Below are 16,629 nucleotides of genomic sequence, written 5' to 3'. Positions count from 1 at the left end.
TTGAGGGACATAGAGTCCCTCAAGGTGGCCTTCACGGACTTTCCGGATCGCCGGTGGGGTAGGCCTTGCGGACGGCGTCGAGGGCGATGTCGAGGTTCGCGCCGAGGTCGCGGGCCCGGGTCGCGTAGTCGGTGGCCGCGGCCAGGAGCAGCGCCGCCGGATCCGGGCGGTCCGTGGGGATCGTGACGACCGTGCCGCGGGCGCGGGCCGTTTCCACCCAGCCCGCCGTCTCCAGCTCGCGGTACGCGCGGGCGACCGTGCCCGACGCCAGGCCCAGGTCACGGGCCAGCTGGCGGATCGGCGGCAGGCGCGTCCCCTCGGGGAGCGCGCCCGCCGTGGCCGCCGTGATGATCTGGTCGTGCACCTGCCGCCAGGGCGCCAGGCCGGTTTCGGTGTCGACGACGATCTTCACGCGAGAGCCGGGAGCCTCTTCAGCGGCGCGGTGACAGCCAGGAACGCGACGATGCCGGCCACGGCGACCAGGAACGACCCGAGGTTGCCCGCCGTCCAGCCGACCGCGGTGCAGGTGGCGATGCCCAGCCCGATGGCGACGCGCGCGCTGCGGCAGCGCAGGGCCAGGTCCGCGCGCGGCTCGCCGGTCGCCGGGCGCCGCACGGCCAGCAGGGTGATCGCCCAGCAGACGGCCGTCGTGCCCGCGGCCACCGCCAGCAGTTTCCACTGCGTGATCAGGGCCAGGTGCGCGATCGCGGACACCGACGCCAGCCCGCTGAGCACCAGGGCCCAGGCCGGGACGACGTCCAGCAGCCGCCGCCGGACGAGGACCGCCTCCCGCCGCGGGCCGCGTGCGGGCCGCTGGGCCAGCAGTTCGGCGATCAGGCCGCCGAGCAGCAGGGTGCCGGCGATCGAGGCGCCGTCGTTGCCGCCGCCGAACAGCGGCGGGAGCGCCAGGTAGAGCCACGGGTACCAGAACCGGCGCCGCTTGAGGTAGGTGACGGCGAGCGCCACCTCGGCGGCGTCCGGGTCCGGCACGCCCCAGCGCACGAGCAGGCGGGCCCCGCGCTTGTCGTTCGGCCAGAGCACGATCAGGATCGCCAGGCCGATCAGGCCCGTGAAGAGCGCGATCGCGAGCATGTTGTCCCACGCCATGTCGTACCTCCCGCTTGTATCAACCACACGATACAAGCGGGCGCGACCGGGTGCGCGCCGGGCAGCGGATACGTCCGTTCGTACGTACATTCGCGCGCAGCCGGAGGGGTACTTGTCAGCGTTGCGCATACGTGCCTCGTGAACTTGTCACGAAGATGACAAGAAATCGGTTTCCCTTCGAAGGTGTGACACGTTCCGGGCTAGTTTTTCGATGTGTCCGGTGTCACCCCGCACCAGGCGCGGGGTGCTCGGCCGCGCGTGGGCGGGGCCTCTGGGGCGGAGCAAAGGAGCTGCGATGTCGGTGGAGCGCGGATTCGAACACCCTGCGCAACCCGCCGCACTACCCCGCAAGCTCGCCGACATCCTCCGCCCGGAGCTCGCCAGCCTCGCCGCCGAGATCGTCGACGAGATCCGCGCGACCATCCCGGCCTACGCCCGCCCGCTCGACGGGCCCTACGGCAAGTCGATCCGGGCCGGCGTCGAGTACGCGATCACGCTGTTCGTCGCGCAGATCGCCGACCCGACGGTCTCGAAGGAACAGTCCCACGACGTCCACCACCGCCTCGGGCAGAACGAGATGCGCGAAGGCCGCAGCCTCGACACGCTGCAGTCGGCCTACCGGGTCGGCGCGCGGGTGTCGTGGCGGCGGATCATGCGCGTCGGACGCCGGAGCGGCCTCTCCTCGGCCGTGATGTCCCAGCTGGCCGACGCGATGCTGGCGTTCATGGACGAGCTCGCCTCCGTCGCGCTCGACGGTTACCTGGAAGCGAAGGCGCGCACGGCGGGAGCGCTCGACACCTGGCGCCGCAAGCTGCTGCACCTGATCCTCGAGACGCCGCCGGCCTCGCCGAAGGCGATCGCCGAGCTGGCCCAGCTGATCGGCTGGACGGTCCCGACCGACGCCACCCCGGTGGCCGTCTGCCCGGCCGACGGCGTCGCCCCCGCTCGCCGGCACGCGGGCCTGGACGCCGACGTCCTCGCCGAGCTCGACACCCCCGACCCGAAACTGGTCGTTCCCGGCCAGCTGGGCAGCGCGCGCCTGGCGACGCTGCAGGTGGCGCTGCCGGACTGCCGCCTCTCGATCGGCCCGTGCGTGCCGCTGGCGTCGGTCGCGGATTCCCTGCGCTGGGCCCGGAACGCGCTGCAGCTCGCCGAACGCGGCGTCCTGGTGCCCCGCCCGGTGCTGCGGGCCGAAGAACACCTGGCGACGCTGCTCGTCAACTCCGACACCGGCCTGGTCGGCACCCTGCGCCACCGGTTGTTCGCCCCGCTGGCGGACATGACGGGCAAACAGCAGGAGCGGCTGCTGGAGACGCTGCGCGCCTGGCTGGACAGCCAGGGCAACGTCGTGGAGATCGCGGAACGCCTCGGCGTCCACCCCCAGACGGTCCGCTACCGCATGCGCCAGCTGCAGGCGACCTTCGGCGAGAGCCTCCGCGACCCGGGCGCCCGGTTCGAGATGGAGCTGGCGCTGCGCGCGGGCGCGGCGCCGCTACCCCTGCACTACGCGGCCCCCGGCCTGCTGCCGATCCCGCGGACGGGCGCGATCCGTCCACAGTGGACGTCGAGCTAGCCGATCGGCATCGTGGGCGCGAAGCCGGTGTTCTGGCCCGAGACCGGCGTGCAGACCACGGTCGGGCCCGAGGGAGCGCCGTCCGGCCGGTGCAGCGAAAGGATCAGCGCCAGCCGGTCGGCGTGGAACGTGACGGTTCCCGACGCGGCCGCCTTGTGCACCTGCCGGCCGCCGTCGAAGTCGATCACCACCGGGTCGGGACCCCACATCGCCGGTACGTCCGTCGCGGAGACGGTCGACGAGCGCGGCGCGTTGGCCGCCTCGACGAACGCCGCGGTGAAGCCGCTGTCGAGGCCGTCGCTGCCGCCGGCGGCGAGGTTCGCGTGGGCGGCCGGGGACAGCGTGACGCTGCCGGAGACGTCGGAAATCCGGAAAGTGGCGCCGGGGGCGACCGTGTCCGGGCCGGTGAGAATCGCCGTGGTCGCCAGCGCCAGGACCGCGGCCGGTGCGAAGCGGGTGGACACGGTGTCCTCCTAGGTGATCGGGACGCTCGGGGAGAACGCCGTGTTCTGGGCCGGGCTGGTGACCTCGAGCGTGCAGTTCGACGTCCAGGGGACCCACGTTCCGTTGGCACGGTGGAACTCCAGGGCCTCGGTGACGGCCGGACCCAGCGTGAACCCGACGGCGAACGCCGCACCGGCCGTGAACACCTGGGGCGAACCGGTCACGGAGAAGGTGGTGATCGGCTGGGCCGGGAAGCCGCCCGCGATCGTCCCGGACGCCGGGGTCGCGCCCGAAACGGCGAACGTCGCGGCGATCGAGCCGCGCACCTGGTCGTAGCCGGCCGCGGTCAGCAGCGAGTGCACCGCGGCCGGGAAGACCTGCGTGAGCGACGGCGTGACGGTGAAAGCCTGCCCGGTGTGGGGATCGGTCACCGAGAGGTGGGCCGTCAGCGTCGCCGGCCGCGGCGGGATCCCCGGGTACGTGCAGGTGTAGGTCAACCCGCTCGTGGCGGTGATCGTCGTCGCGTTCGCGGTCGCCGCCGTCACGCCCGTGACGAGCAGAGCCGCCGCGACGGCCGTGCCGATTCCCCTCATGGGTCGCCCCTCAGTTCGGTTTCCTGACCGCCTTCTGCGTGTTCTGGGTCTTCTGGGCCGTGGCGCCGCCGGGCGAGGGCGGGTTGGAGCCGTCCGGGCACTGGGTCTGGTCGGGTTCCACGCAGGGCACCAGGTTGTAGGTGTCGACGAACGCCTGGTTGCCCGGGCCGGAGCTCATCCCGGTGAGCAGCGGGTTCAGGTCCTGGCCGCCGGCGCCGCAGCCGCGGAACGCCGGCAGCACGAAGCCCTTCTCCGGGTCGGTCCGGATGTGCCCGACGCTGAACGGGTCGTACGGGCCGCTCAGGTCGAGCGACACCGGCTCGGCCGTCACGCAGTCGGGGCCGAGGTCGAGCGGGACGCCGTTGACCTTCGCCTCGCTCAGCCGCGCGATCACCGACAGCTGCGTGTCCAGCACGGGCTCGCCGGTGACCGGGTCGTCGTGCAGGCCGCCGGAGATGTCGATCAGCTTGCTGTCCCGGTAGTCGAGCGGCAGGAACTCGATGGTCGCCGTCACCGGCACGAACCCGAAACCGAGGAAGGTGGCCGTGGCCGGCTTGAAGACGGTCGACCCGGTGACCTTGCGGTCGACGATCTCGCCGGTGTCGGGGTCGAGCGCCAGGATGAACAGCCCGTTGATCAGGAAGGCGGGATCGCTGACGACGGTGGCGCCGAGCTTGGCGACGGTCGACGTCGTCAGGACGCTGACCAGCGCCAGCGGCGTGGGGATCTCCAGCGGCGGAACCGGGTCGTCCAATGTGGACACTCCGCCGGGGCCGGTCTGCTGCTTCTGCTTGGTGCCCGGAGTGGTGGCGGCCTTCGGCAGGACCAGGATCTTGCCCAGGGTCGCCGGCTGGCCGGGGTCCAGGGTGCAGGCGATCCCGGGCGCGGGCTGGGTGCTCGCGGTCGCGTCCGGCGGCGGGACGGCGGCCAGCGCCAGCGTCGGCGCGGTGACGTCGAGGGTGACCGGGCCGATGGTGTTGATCGCGATCCGCGGCACGGTCCCGGTCGCCGTCAGGGTGACGTCGCCGGTCTCCGGCAGTGGGGTGGCCGCCACGGTCAGCGGGACCGGGACCTTCTCGGCGCGGTCGCTCTGGTGCACGGAGATGTTCGTGGCGACGGTGCCCTGCAGCGATCCCGCCGTGGCACCGGCGGGCAGGAGGGTGAGCGCGACGTCGCGGGGGAGCGTGAACTTCGCGGAGAAGTCGCTGATCGTCGCGGCGGAGCTGGTCTTCGCCTGGGCGGGCAGTGTCGCCGACGTCTCGACCGTGAGCGCGCGCGAGCCGATCGGGTCGGCGAAGGGGCAGGTCACCGAGACCGACGCCGTCGCCTTCGTGTCCGGCGGGACCGCCGGGGCGGGGGCGGCCGAACCGACCCCGGTCAGCGCGCCGTTCGCCGCGGACAGCAGGCCGGCGGCCGCCAGCGCGGACACCGTGACGGTGCGGGGCCGGACTCGACGTGGCATCGGGTTCCTCGGGTGGTTCGGGAGCGGGACCGGGAAGTCCCGGTGCGGGCCCGTCGAGGGGGCCCGCACCGGGACACCGGATCAGGAGACGGTGATGCTCGGGCTGAACGAGGTGTTCTGCACCGGGCTCGTCGCCTTCAGGGTGCAGCTCATCGCCCACGGCGTCCAGGTGTTCGTGGACTTCTTGTGGAATTCCAGTGCCGCCGACAGCGAGCTCGTCAGCGACAGCGTGGCGGTGCCCGCGGCGGACGGCGCCGTCCAGTTCGGGATGCTGGACGTCGCGACCTGCGCGATGTTCACCGTGATCGCCCCGCCGGTCGGGTAGATCACCTGCGGGATGTTCAGCCCGGTCGCCGCCGGCTGCGACAGCGTGCCCGAGGACGCGCTGACCGGCACACTGGCCGTGCCCCGGATGCCGTCGTAGCCGACCGCGGTGAGCAGCGAGTGGACGGTCGAGGAGATCGTCGCGGTGCCGTTCACGTTGCTCGGGGTGACGGTGGTGCTGTGCACGACCGAGTTCGGCGCGTCCAGGTGCGCGACGACCGCGACCGGCTGCGGCGAGATGCCCGGGAAGGTGCAGTTGTACGTGACGGGAGTCGTGCCGCCGGCGGTGTAGGTGATCGTCGCGGCGGAAGCGACACCGGCGGTCAGCACCGCGATGGCGCCGATGGCGGTCGCGGTGGTGGCGATACCGGCGGACAGCCTGCTGAGTCGGGACATGGCTTCATCTCCTTTGATTCAGTTCAGTCTCGGCTTTGGCTGATCGATTTTCTCGCCGCCGCGCCCCCATCGCGTTCACCGACCCCATTGCCCCGGGTGGCGGGACGCGATTCACCGGCGTGCGAGGTGGAGGTCCATCTGCCGAAATCGAGGCTACTCGCCAGTTCAGTACGGAACAAGACTTCGTCCTTGCGTGGGTGAGGCCCCGCGCGGGAGTATCGATTTCTTGTGCGCGTCGGCGCAGCATCGCCGAAGGATTTGGCGGATTGTGACAAAGAGCGGTCGCGACGGCGAACCGCTGTGCCGAACGGTCTACCATTTGTGATCTTGCCGGGCAATGCCGGATAACGAAACCGGAGAAATGAGGCTACCGTGCCGGGTACTTCCCGTTGTGGACGGGTATCACTGAAGGGAGCCGCATTCGCGGTGGCCGTGGCGACGACCGCTTCGTTGTGCGCGTCGCCCGCGTACGCGGCCGGTGTCGGCGGCGTCATCGGCTGGGGCAAGCCGGACTTCGACGTCACGATCCCGCCGCCGGCGACGCTGGACGGGGTCACCGCCGTGTCGGCGGGCAGCACGACCGCGCTGGCGCTGAAGGGCGGCGCGGTCCTCGCGTGGGGCGCGAACAACTGGGGCGCCAACCAGATCCCCGCGGCGGCGACCTCCGGGGTCAGCCAGATCGCCTCCGGCTGGGGGCACGAACTGGCCCTGAAGAACGGCAAGGTCCTGGCCTGGGGCAACAACTGGTACGGCCAGACCACCCTGCCCGCGGCGGTGGGCAGCGGCGTCATCGCGATCTCGGCGTCCAACATGCACAGTCTCGCGCTGAAGCAGGGCGGGCAGGTGATCAGCTGGGGGACGCGGACCGACGTGCCCGCGGTCGCGCAGTCCGGCGTGAGCGCGATTTCCGCCGGTGGTGACCACAACCTGGCGCTCAAGAACGGCGGCGTGCTGGCCTGGGGGAGCAACATCTACGGCCAGGCGACGGTGCCGGCCGGCCTGTCGTCCGGGGTCACGGCGGTCTCCGCCGGGTACCAGCACAGCCTGGCGCTGAAGGGCGGCCGGGTCTACGCGTGGGGCCGGGACAACTACCTGCAGGTCGACGTGCCGCCGGAAGCCCTGTCCGACGTCGCGGGCATCGACGCCGGGTTCAACCACAACCTGGCGTACAAGACGAACGGGGACATCGTCGTCTGGGGCTCGAACATCGTCGGGGAGTCGTCGCCGCTGACCTGCGGCCCGGTGTTCGCGGTGGCCGCCGGGGACAACGACAGTTTTGTGCTGAAGACGGATCCGAACGCGGCTTGCTGAACCTGCGGGTGGCGGGCCCGGAAGCCCGCCACCCGCGGCCGGATCAGGTGGCGTCGTTGGCGAGGTCGAGCGAAATCGTGTTGCCCGGCCCGGAAATCAGGGCGCCGAGCGCGATGTCGGCGATGAAGCAGTTGCTGAACTCCGGGATCGTGTAGGTGCCCTTGACGGTGATCGCGGGCGCCGTGATGTCGATGTCCTGGGCGCTGAGCGTCAGGTCGAGCGGGGTCTTCGTCTTGCAGCTGCCCGGCACGGTCGGCAGCGGGATGATCGGCACGATCGGGCCGGCCCAGATGTCGTAGATCTCCATGTTGGCCTTGGCCTTGGTGACCAGGTTGCCGTCGGCGATCGTGCCGGTGGCCGGGCCGAGCGGCGTGACCTTCACCTTCGCCTTGATCCGGAAGATCCCCGACAGCAGGGAGATGTCGGCCTGCGCCGGCGGCAGCGCCAGGTCGGCGCTGAGGCCGACCGACCCGGTCTGGTCGTCGATCAGCAGGTTGCCCTTGAGGCTGCCCGGGCCGAGCTTCAAGGCGCTGCCGGTCTTCTTGACCGTGGTGGAGCCGGTGACCTTGTAGGACACCGCGATGGGAATGATGTCGGCCGACGCGGGTGTCACGGCGACCCCGGTCAGGACGACGGCCGCCGCCGACGTGAGCACAGCCAGTCTCTTCAGCTGCGTTGCCACGGACATAGTTGTTCTCCCTTGCGATTTTCCCGGCCGGTTCCGGATGCTTCCGGAACCGGTGAAGTGCGCTATTCGGTGGAACGGCGTCAGCGCGGTTCGAGTTCGGTGACGACCCAGCCGTCGCCGGTGTGTTCCGCGGTCACGGAAAGCTGAGCCGCGGCGCTGTCGGTCGCATTGTTGTCGGCGCGAACGGCTGATTGATCGAGAAAGACGAGTAACCGCGCGTGACCATTCCGGAGATCCTGCACGGCGATCGCCGAAACGCGAGAGGTGAGCACCAGTTTCTGTGCCGGCGCTTTCTCGCGGACCTGGGCGAAGAGCTTGTCGTAGGAATCCTTGGCCGACCCGCGCAGGACCGCCGCGGCGGCCTTTTCGGTGACGTCGGTCTTGTCGTAGGAATAAGAGAAGATCCGGTTCATGGCCAGGGTGACGGCCGAGGTGACGTCGGCGGTCGCGCCGACGTCGGTGAGGGCGAGGTTGTCGGCGGCCGGGTTCCCCGAGGCGGACCGCGCTTCGAAGGTGAACCAGACGCCGGCGCCGGTCAGCAGGACGGCGGCGGCGAGCAGGAGCGCGGGCAGCCGCAGCCAGGCCGGCCGCGGGGTCGGAGCGGCACTTTCACGTGAAAGTGCCGCTTCGGCGGAGTCCGCTTCGTCCGCATCAGCTGCCTCGGGGACCACGTCGGAGTCGCCGGAGTCGTCGGTCTCGGTCTCCGTCTCGGTGGCGACAGCGTCGGCGTCGGTCTCGGCGTCGGCTTCGGGCTGGGTGACGAGGTCGCGCTCGTCGGCTTCGTCGATCGCCGTGATCTCTTCCGTGCGGCTCATCACGCACCCACCGGCAGCTGGTCGAGCGCGCTCAGCTTCCAGCCGTCCGGAGTGCGTGTCAGCGCGGCCGCGAAGCGGTTGCGCTTGACCGCCGGGGCCGTTCCCTGCTTCGCCATCGTGATCTCCACCGAAGCCAGGAGCTTCGCGGTGCCCGCGTGCTCGTCCAGCTCGCTCAACGCCGCGTCCAGGACGCGGCCCGTCGCCACCGTGGCGTTCGCCGCGAGGGTCTTCTTCGTCGTGTCGTCGGTGTGGGCCAGCTGGTCGTGCAGCGGGCCCGTCGACGCCGCCAGCCAGCGGCCCAGGCCGCCGTCGACGTCGTGGTAGTCCAGGCTGCTCAGCTCCGCCACCAAGGTCCGGCCGCTCGACAGCGCGTCGTCACGGGCGGCGCCGTAGGTCAGGGCCGGGTCGTTCGACGCCGAATACCACGCGTAGCCCGAGCCGCCCGCGAACACCGCCGCGGTCGCCACCAGCACCCAGGGCAGATACTTCACCGCAGCCACAGCATCTCCTCGAGGCTCGTCGACGTCGCCTGGGTGCCGAGCCCGAGCGGGCCGGTCAGCCCGCCCGGCAGGGCGGGGGCCGGCACGGCCGGGTGCGGCGCGTTCTGCGTGCCGCGCACCGAGCTCTCGTTCCCGTACGGCAGCGTGCACGCCGCGTCGGTCCGGAACGGCAGCGGCGAGACGTCGGTGCTCGGCCGGTGCGGCGTGCCCTCGTAGCCCTGCCGGCACGGCGGCGGGTTGTCGAAGTTGAGCACCAGCCCCATCCGCAGCGCGTCGCCCTGGTCGTTCAGCGCCGAGCCCACGGCCGCGACGGCCTTGGGCGTGTTGACCAGCAGCTGCTGCTCGGCGTCGGTGCGGGTGGCGAACACCCGCGACGTCGTCAGCAGGTTGGCCAGCAGGATCGGCAGGCCCGGGTCGTTCTCCTTCAGCAACGACGAAAGTTCGGTCGCCGCGGGCGGCGCGGTCGCGATCAGCCGCCGCAGGTCGCCGTCGGAACTGGCCAGCTGCTGGGCGAACACCTTGGCGTTGCTGCTGAACGAGCGCCATTCGGCGGCGGAGTCGACCTGGGTGCGCAGCACGGTCGCGCCGTCGCCGATCAGCTTCGACGTCTGCGGCAGGTGCGTGCTCGCTTCCTGGGTGAACGTCGTCGCCGAGTCCATCAGCGTCTGCAGGTCCGGGCCGGCGCCGCGCAGGGCGTCGTCGAGCTCGTTCACCACCGTGCGCAGGTCCTGCGTCGGCACCGACGCGGTGAACGAGTCCAGGTCCGTCAGCAGGTTGTTCACCGGCAGCGGCAAGGTCGTCGATTCGCGCCGGATCACCGAACCCTGCGCGAGGTAGGGCCGGTCGGAGGTGCGCGGCTGCAGGTCGACGTACTGCTCGCCGACCGCGGACCGGTTCGCCACCACGGCCTGGGAGTTCTCCGGGATCGGCGGGGCGCCGTCGTCGATCAGCAGGTCGGCTTCGGTGCCGGTGGTGGTGAGCCGGAGCTCGCCGACCCGCCCGACGGCGACGCCGCGGTAGGTCACCTCGCCGTTGGTGAAGAGGCCGCCGCCTTCGGCGAGCTCCAGCTTGACCGTGTAGCTGCCGGAGCCGAACAACCGGCCGAGACCCGCGTAGTTGGCGCCCACGAAAGCCGTGGTCGCCAAGGCGATGATCACGAACAGGATCACCTGGATCCGCACTCTGCGCGTCAGCATCAGCGGCCTCCGGAGACGCGGGCTTCGCCGCTGGGCAGCGGGAGCGTCGGCAGACCGGGCGGAACACCTTGGCCCGGGTCGGGCAGCGGCACCCCGGCCGCCGGGATCATCGACGTGTAGACGTTGATGTAGTCGCCCTTCACCGCCGGGAGCACGGAGTCCGGGAAGGGGAACGTCGGCAGCATCTGCAGCGACTGCGGCAGGTTGTCGCCGGCCTTCGCCAGCTGCCCCAGGATCGGCGCGAGCGCCCGCAGGTCGGCGACCATGTCGTCGCGGCTGCGGTCGACGACGTCGGTGGCCACCGTCGAAAGCCGGTCCAGCGACTGCAGCATCGAGACGAGCTGCGTGCGCTGCTCGCTCAGCGACTGCAGGCCCGGCGTCAGGTCGGTGAGCGCGCCGGACACCTGCTCGTGGCGGTTGGCCAGGGTCGCCGACAGCCGGTTCAGGCCGTCGAGCGCCTCGGTGATGTCGGAGCGGTGCGCGTCCAGGTCGGTCATCAAGGTGTTCACCCCGCCCAGGAACGAGCGGATCTGCTCTTCGTTGCCGTCCAGCACCTTCGACAGCTCGCGGTTGATCGTCTGCAGCTGCCCGATCCCGCCGCCGTTGAGCAGCAGGGACAACGCGCCGAAGATCTCTTCGAACTCGGGGTTGCGGTTGGTGCGGTCCAGGGTGATCGTGGCGCCGTTCGCGAGCCGCGGGCCGCTCTGCGCGGCCGTGGTGTCGTCCGGTGGCGCCAGCTCGACGAACTTCTCGCCCAGCAGGCTGGACTGGCGCAGCCGCGCGACGGCGTCGGCGGGCAGCGCGACGTTGCCGTTGACCTCCAGCACGGTCTCGGCCGTCCAGCCGTCGTCGCCGAGCCGGATCTCCCGGACGCGCCCGACCGGGACGTCGCCGACCTTCACCGCGGCCTGCGGCACCAGGTCGAGGACGTCGGCGAACTGCACGGTGACGTCGTAGGGGTGGTCGCCGACGTCGGCGCCACCGGGCAGCGGCAGGTCGTAGACGCCCTTGAACTCACCCGCGGAACAGCCGGTGAGCAGGAGACAGCCGACGGCCGCGGCGGCGAGGGCCCGCTTCATCGCCCACCCCCGTTGGTGTAGACGTCCCCGGTGAGCGGCAATGGCAGCGACTCCTGGTAGTAGTCGAGGTTCGCGCGCCCCATCAGCCGTCCGGTGTTCGGGTCGACCGCGTTGAGCACGTTCGTCACGGCGAGCGGGATGGCGTCGAGCGTGCCGGCCAGTGACGCGCGCTGCTCGACGAGCGTCTGCGTGGTCGTCACCAGGTTGTCCACATTGGCCTTGAGCGCGCCGCGGTTGTCGCGGATGAACCCCTGGATGTCACCGAGCGCGCGGCCCAGGCCGTCGAGGGCGTGGGCCAGCTCGCCGCTGTTGGCGGCCAGCGTGCTCGACACCTGCGAGAGCTGCTGGTTGACGCTGCTGACCTGCTGGTCGTTGGTGGAGAGCATGGTCGTGAACTGCTGGAGCTCGTCGACGGTGCCGAACAGGTCGCCCGAGTTGCCGGCCAGCGTGCGGGCGAGCTGGGCGAAGTTCTTGACGCTGTCGTTGAACGCCTGGCCGTTGCCCTGCAGGTTGTCCGCGCCGGTCTTCAGCAGGTCCGACAGCGCGCCCTGGGAGTTCGCGCCGTTCGGGCCGAGGGCCTTGGTCAGCGAGTCGAGGCTGGCGTAGAGCTGGTCGAGCTCCACCGGCGTCGCCGTGCGCTGCACCGGGATCGACGCGCCGTCCGGCAGCCGCGGCCCGCCGCGGGCCGGCTTGGCGAACTGGACGTAGCGGTCGGCGACGACGCTGGGTGCGATGACCAGGACGGTCGTGTCCTGGGCGACGCCGACCGAGCCGTCGACGGTCATGTCGACCTGCACCTGCTCGCCGCGCGGGGTGACGGCGTCGACCTGGCCGATCCGGACGCCGAGCACGCGGACGTCGGAGCCGGGGTAGACGCCGACCGCGCGGGAGAAGAACGCCGTGACGTGGTGCTGGCCGCTGCCGGCGAACACCCACCACAGCGCGGCCGTCACGACCAGCGCGAGCAGCAGGGCGGCGGCGATGAACCGGCTGGTCAGGACCCCGGCCCTGGTGGTGGTCAGCGCGCTCACTTGGTCCCTCCCGGGTTCTTCGGCGGGACGCACGGGTCGTGGTTCTCGGGCAGCAGGCCGCAGAGGTAGGCGTCGATCCAGCGGCCGTTGCCGGTCGTGTTGGTGACGACGCGGAAGTACGGCCCGGCCAGCTGCAAGCCCTTGGTCAGGTTGTCGTTCTGCCGCTTGAGCAGGTCGGTCACCTGCTTGAGGGCCTCCAGCGCCGGCTTGAGCTGCGCGGTGTTGTCCTGCACCAGCCCGCTGAGCTGGTCGGCCAGCCGGGCCGAGCCGGTGAGCAGGTCGTGGATCGCGTCGCGGCGCCGGTTCAGCTCGGTGAGCAGCAGGTTGCCGTCGTCGATCAGCTTCTCGAAGTCGTCGTTCGAGTTCGCCAGGGTCGTGGTCAGCGTCCGGGCGTTGGCCAGCAGCTCGGAGATCTGGCTGTCGCGGCTCGACACCGTCTTCGACAGCTGCGACAGGCCGTCGAGCGCGCTGCGGACGTGCTCGGGGGAGTTGCGGAAGGTGTCCGACAACGTGGTGAAGCTGTCGGCGAGCTGCTTGGTGTCGATCGAGCCGACGGTGTTCGCGAGCCCGTTGAAGGCATCGGTGACGTCGTAGGGCGTGACGGTCCGGGTCCGCGGGATCGCCTGGTCCGGGTTCTGCACGGCGTCGCCGCTCGGGTCCAGCGCGAGGAACTTGCGGCCCAGCAACGTCTTGATCTTGATCTGGACCGACGTGCGGTCGCCGACCCAGGCGTCCTTGACCCGGAACGACACGAGCACGTGGTCGTCGGCCAGCTCGACGTCGCGCACCTCGCCGACCTTGATGCCGGCGATCCGGACCTCGTCGTCCGCCTGCAGGCCGGCCGCTTCGGAGAACTCGGCCTCGTAGGTCGTGCCGCCGCCGACGATCGGCAGGTTGTCGTAGTTGAACGTGATGGTGAGCAGCGCGGCCAGCGCGACGCTGCCGATCACCCCGAGCACGAGCGGGTTGCGCTCCTTGAAGGACTTCACGACTCACACCTCGGCGTCGGGACGTACACACCGCGCTCGGGCGTGGTTTCCAGGGTGGCTCGGCAGAGGAAGAAGTTCATCCACGAGCCGTAGGAGGCGACCCGGCCGATCTCGGTGAACTTGACCGGCAGGTTCGTCAGGAAACTGTCCACATCGGACTGGTTCTGGGCCAGGTTCCCGGCGACACCCTGCAGGCCGGCGATGCTGGCCTTGAGCGGCGGGCGGGCCTGCTCGAACAACCCGGCGGTGGACTGCGTGAGGTCGCCGATGCCGCTGATGGCGTCGCCGATCGCGGCGCGGTCGCCGGCCAGGCCGGACACCAGCTGCCGCAGCGTGGAGACCAGGTTCGCGAGCGCGTCACCCTTGCCGTTGACCGTCTTCAGGACCGAGTTGAGGTTCCCGATCACCTCGCCGATCACCTTGTCGCGCCCGGCGAGCGTGGTCGTCAGCGAACCGGTGTGGGCGAGCAGGCTCTCGACGGTGCCGCCTTCGCCCTGCAGCACCTGGACGATCTCGCCGGAGAGCTCGTTGACGTCGTTGGGCGAGAGTGCCTGAAACAGCGGCTTGAAGCCGTTGAACAGGTCGGTCAGGTCGAGCGCGGGTGTCGTGCGGCCCAGCGGGATCTCGCCGCCCTCGGGCAGCAGGTCCCGCGTCCCGGTGGTGCCGCGTTCGAGCGCGATGTAGCGCTGCCCGACCATGTTGCGGTACTTGATGACCGCGTGGACGTCGGCGGGCAGCCGGCGGCCGCTGTCGAGGGAGAACCCGATCCGCGCCCGGTTGTGGTCGCTGATGTCGAGGGACTCGACCTGGCCGACCCGGACGCCGGAGATGCGCACGTCGTCACCGACGTTGAGCGAAGTCGCGTCGAGGAACTTCGCCGAGTACGGCTTCGCGTCGCCGAGGCCGGAGTTCGTGATGGAGATGGCCAGCAGGGTCGTGGCGAGCGCGGTGACGACGATGAAGATGAGGCTCTTGATCAGCGGGGAGGCGATGTTCCTCACTTGAGCTTCACCTCCGTGCCGCGGTAGAGCGGCCCGACGAGCACGCTGCTCCACCCGGGCACCTGCGCGTCCGGCACGCCGATCGACGGCGCGACGAGCGTGGCGAGCAGCTGCTGTTCCTGCGGCGAGTTCGCGACGCCGAGGTCACCCTCGCCGCCGGGCAGCAGCGGGTGACCGGTGGCACCGGGGGCGGCCGCGGCGGTGCCGGCGGTCGGGGCGACGCCGGAGGGGTAACAGCGGGGTTCGCCGCCGTCGGTGAAACGCGGGTCGTCCTTGCCGGGCAGGTACTTGCCGCTGTCGGCGGTCACCGCGACCTCGGCGTGCAGGCCCGGTTCGTTCGTGCCCGCGCCGAGCACCTTGTCCATGGATCCCCTCAGGGCGTTCAGCGAAGCGAGGGTGCAGGCGAAGCTGGGGGAGTACTTCGCGGCGATCTCCAGCGGCGCGCGGCTGTCGGCGGCCAGGGAGATGAGGTTGTCGTGGTTGTTCTGCAGGAACGTCGTGATCTCCTGCGACGACGACGTCACCTGCTGGTAGACCCCGGCGAGATCGGCCTGCTTCTCCTTGACCGTGTCGAGCGTGACGGCGGAGGCGGTGAGCGCGTCGAGCAGGTCGGGCGCGATGTCGCCGTACACCTGGGAAACCGTCGCCAGGTCCCGGATGTCCGAGGTGAGCTGCGGCAGGTTGGGGTTGAACTCCTTGAGGTAGCTCGCGGCCGTGTCGATCGTCTGCCCGAGCTGCTCGCCGCGGCCCTGCAGCGCCGTCGACACCGCGGTCAGCGTCGTCGCGAGCTTCTGCGGCTGGACGGCCTTGAGCAGCGGCAACAGGTTGTCGAAGACGCGTTCCAGCTCGATCGCGTTGGCCGAGCGGTCCTGCGCGATGACGTCACCCGCGCTCAGGTGCGGGCCCCGGTCGCCGTCCGGGATGGACAGCTGGACGTACCGCTCGCCGAACAGCGTCTTCGGCACCAGCAACGCGGAGACGTCCTTCGGCAGCATGCCGACCTTGCCCGGCTCCAGAGCAAGCGCTATCTCCGCGCCTTCCGGCGTCGCCTTGACGTCGCGGATCTCGCCGACCAGCACGCCGCGGGCCTTGACCTGGCCGCCGGGGGAGAGCTGGTTGCCGATGCGGCTCGCCTTGAGCGTCACCGGCACCGTGGCGACGAAGTCCTTGTCGTAGACCTTGATGGACAGCGTGACCAGCACGCCCATCACGACCAGGAACAGCACCCCGGCGGTGCGGACCCCGGCCTTGCGGCGGGTTTCCCGTCTCATCCGGCCACCTGCACGGTGGTCGTCGCGCCCCAGATGGCCAGGGACAGGAAGAAGTCGAGCACGCTGATCGCGACGATCGCGGTGCGCACGGCGCGGCCCACGGCGACGCCGACCCCGGCCGGGCCGCCGCTCGCGCGGAAGCCGTAGTAGCAGTGCGCCAGGACCACGACGATGCTGAACACCAGGACCTTCCCGAACGACCAGAGCACGTCGCCGGGCGGCAGGAACAGCAGGAAGTAGTGGTCGTAGGTGCCCGCGGACTGGCCGAAGAACCACACGGTGATCTGCCGCGACGCGAGGTAGCTCGAGAGCAGGCCGATCGCGTAGAGCGGGATGACGGCGAGGAAACCGGCGATCACCCGCGTCGTCACCAGGTACGGGACGCTCGGGATGCCCATGACCTCGAGCGCGTCGATCTCCTCGGAGATGCGCATCGCGCCGAGCTGCGCGGTGAACCCGCAGCCGACGGTGGCGCTCAGTGCGAGGCCGGAGACGAGCGGCGCGATCTCGCGGGTGTTGAAGTAGGCCGAGACGAACCCGGCGAACGCCGACGTGCCGACCTGGTTGAGGGCGGAGTAGCCCTGCAGCCCGACGACCGTGCCGGTGGCGACGGTCATCCCGATCATCACGCCGATCGTGCCGCCGATGACGGCGAGCGCGCCGCTGCCGAAGCTGACCTCGGCCAGCAGCCGGACGACTTCGCGCAGGTAGCGGCGCAGCGCGCGCGGGATCCAGGCGATCGCGCGCAGGAAGAACAGGATCTGGTCGCCGAGGGTGTCGAGGAACCCGAAGCGGCGGTCGACGGCTTCGCGCACCCGCGCGGTCTTGGGGACTTCCGTGGTGGTCACG

Annotated in this window: 18 protein-coding genes; 2 read left to right on the top strand and 16 right to left on the bottom strand. The window is 70.9% G+C overall.

Translation table 11 applies throughout. The annotated features are described in order from the left end of the window. Positions 1–31 precede the first annotated feature (31 nt). Positions 32–412 carry a GntR family transcriptional regulator gene (locus OG494_RS27645; protein WP_328443507.1) on the bottom strand — a complete coding sequence of 127 codons (381 nt, stop codon included), beginning with the start codon at positions 410–412 and terminating at the stop codon, positions 32–34. Beyond that, a complete protein-coding gene (locus OG494_RS27640; RefSeq protein WP_328443505.1) occupies positions 409–1,107 on the bottom strand; it encodes a hypothetical protein in 699 nt (232 codons plus the stop codon). The genes OG494_RS27645 and OG494_RS27640 overlap by 4 nt, the downstream gene beginning before the upstream one ends. Positions 1,108–1,402: 295 nt before the next feature. On the opposite strand from OG494_RS27640, the gene OG494_RS27635 reads away from it, so the two are divergent. Beyond that, positions 1,403–2,680 (top strand): PucR family transcriptional regulator, encoded by a 1,278-nt coding sequence (locus OG494_RS27635; protein ID WP_328443503.1) that lies wholly within the window; start codon positions 1,403–1,405, stop codon positions 2,678–2,680. Here the strand turns inward: OG494_RS27635 and OG494_RS27630 are convergent. The 4 genes from OG494_RS27630 to OG494_RS27615 all read right to left on the bottom strand — a co-directional run bounded on the left by OG494_RS27630 (position 2,677) and on the right by OG494_RS27615 (position 5,899). Next, positions 2,677–3,144 (bottom strand): DUF6801 domain-containing protein, encoded by a 468-nt coding sequence (locus OG494_RS27630; RefSeq protein WP_328443501.1) that lies wholly within the window; start codon positions 3,142–3,144, stop codon positions 2,677–2,679. The genes OG494_RS27635 and OG494_RS27630 overlap by 4 nt on opposite strands. A gap of 9 nt (positions 3,145–3,153) precedes the next feature. Beyond that, a complete protein-coding gene (locus OG494_RS27625; RefSeq protein WP_328443499.1) occupies positions 3,154–3,717 on the bottom strand; it encodes a hypothetical protein in 564 nt (187 codons plus the stop codon). 10 nt (positions 3,718–3,727) lie between these two features. Further along, the gene (locus OG494_RS27620; protein ID WP_328443497.1) at positions 3,728–5,179 is read right to left on the bottom strand and encodes a DUF6801 domain-containing protein; all 1,452 of its coding nucleotides are present in this window, start codon (positions 5,177–5,179) and stop codon (positions 3,728–3,730) included. Positions 5,180–5,260: 81 nt separating this feature from the next. Further along, complete coding sequence (locus tag OG494_RS27615) at positions 5,261–5,899, bottom strand: DUF6801 domain-containing protein (protein WP_328443495.1); 639 nt, start codon at positions 5,897–5,899, stop codon at positions 5,261–5,263. Positions 5,900–6,325: 426 nt separating this feature from the next. Here OG494_RS27615 and OG494_RS27610 point away from each other — a divergent pair, with 426 nt between their 5' ends. Continuing rightward, positions 6,326–7,210: an RCC1 domain-containing protein gene (locus OG494_RS27610; RefSeq protein WP_328443493.1), complete on the top strand. Its 885-nt coding sequence runs from the start codon at positions 6,326–6,328 to the stop codon at positions 7,208–7,210. 43 nt (positions 7,211–7,253) lie between these two features. Here OG494_RS27610 and OG494_RS27605 read toward each other — a convergent pair whose 3' ends face one another. The 10 genes from OG494_RS27605 to OG494_RS27560 all read right to left on the bottom strand — a co-directional run bounded on the left by OG494_RS27605 (position 7,254) and on the right by OG494_RS27560 (position 16,628). Beyond that, positions 7,254–7,898, bottom strand: a complete 645-nt coding sequence (locus OG494_RS27605; RefSeq protein WP_328443491.1) for a hypothetical protein — start codon at positions 7,896–7,898, stop codon at positions 7,254–7,256. An 80-nt stretch (positions 7,899–7,978) separates the two neighbouring features. Next, a complete protein-coding gene (locus OG494_RS27600) occupies positions 7,979–8,713 on the bottom strand; it encodes a hypothetical protein (RefSeq protein WP_328443489.1) in 735 nt (244 codons plus the stop codon). Continuing rightward, entirely contained in the window at positions 8,713–9,213 is a 501-nt protein-coding gene (locus OG494_RS27595; RefSeq protein ID WP_328443487.1) for a hypothetical protein, read from the bottom strand. Before OG494_RS27595 ends, OG494_RS27600 begins: the two co-directional genes overlap by 1 nt. After that, a complete protein-coding gene (locus OG494_RS27590; RefSeq protein WP_328443485.1) occupies positions 9,201–10,409 on the bottom strand; it encodes an MlaD family protein in 1,209 nt (402 codons plus the stop codon). Before OG494_RS27590 ends, OG494_RS27595 begins: the two co-directional genes overlap by 13 nt. After that, the gene (locus OG494_RS27585) at positions 10,409–11,488 is read right to left on the bottom strand and encodes an MCE family protein (RefSeq protein ID WP_328443483.1); all 1,080 of its coding nucleotides are present in this window, start codon (positions 11,486–11,488) and stop codon (positions 10,409–10,411) included. Before OG494_RS27585 ends, OG494_RS27590 begins: the two co-directional genes overlap by 1 nt. Further along, positions 11,485–12,519, bottom strand: coding sequence for an MCE family protein (locus OG494_RS27580; RefSeq protein ID WP_328443481.1), 1,035 nt, complete (start codon positions 12,517–12,519; stop codon positions 11,485–11,487). Before OG494_RS27580 ends, OG494_RS27585 begins: the two co-directional genes overlap by 4 nt. After that, the gene (locus tag OG494_RS27575) at positions 12,516–13,508 is read right to left on the bottom strand and encodes an MCE family protein (protein WP_328443480.1); all 993 of its coding nucleotides are present in this window, start codon (positions 13,506–13,508) and stop codon (positions 12,516–12,518) included. The genes OG494_RS27580 and OG494_RS27575 overlap by 4 nt, the downstream gene beginning before the upstream one ends. Continuing rightward, a complete protein-coding gene (locus tag OG494_RS27570) occupies positions 13,505–14,509 on the bottom strand; it encodes an MCE family protein (protein WP_328443478.1) in 1,005 nt (334 codons plus the stop codon). The genes OG494_RS27575 and OG494_RS27570 overlap by 4 nt, the downstream gene beginning before the upstream one ends. Continuing rightward, positions 14,506–15,780: an MCE family protein gene (locus OG494_RS27565; protein ID WP_328443476.1), complete on the bottom strand. Its 1,275-nt coding sequence runs from the start codon at positions 15,778–15,780 to the stop codon at positions 14,506–14,508. Before OG494_RS27565 ends, OG494_RS27570 begins: the two co-directional genes overlap by 4 nt. Further along, complete coding sequence (locus OG494_RS27560; RefSeq protein ID WP_328443474.1) at positions 15,777–16,628, bottom strand: MlaE family ABC transporter permease; 852 nt, start codon at positions 16,626–16,628, stop codon at positions 15,777–15,779. Before OG494_RS27560 ends, OG494_RS27565 begins: the two co-directional genes overlap by 4 nt. Position 16,629: the final 1 nt, after the last annotated feature.

This window comes from Amycolatopsis sp. NBC_00438, assembly GCF_036026695.1.
In the GTDB taxonomy this organism is placed as follows: Bacteria; Actinomycetota; Actinomycetes; order Mycobacteriales; family Pseudonocardiaceae; genus Amycolatopsis.
The sequence above is the reverse complement of the archived record's forward strand: the minus strand, read 5'-3'. Positions and strand labels throughout refer to the sequence as shown.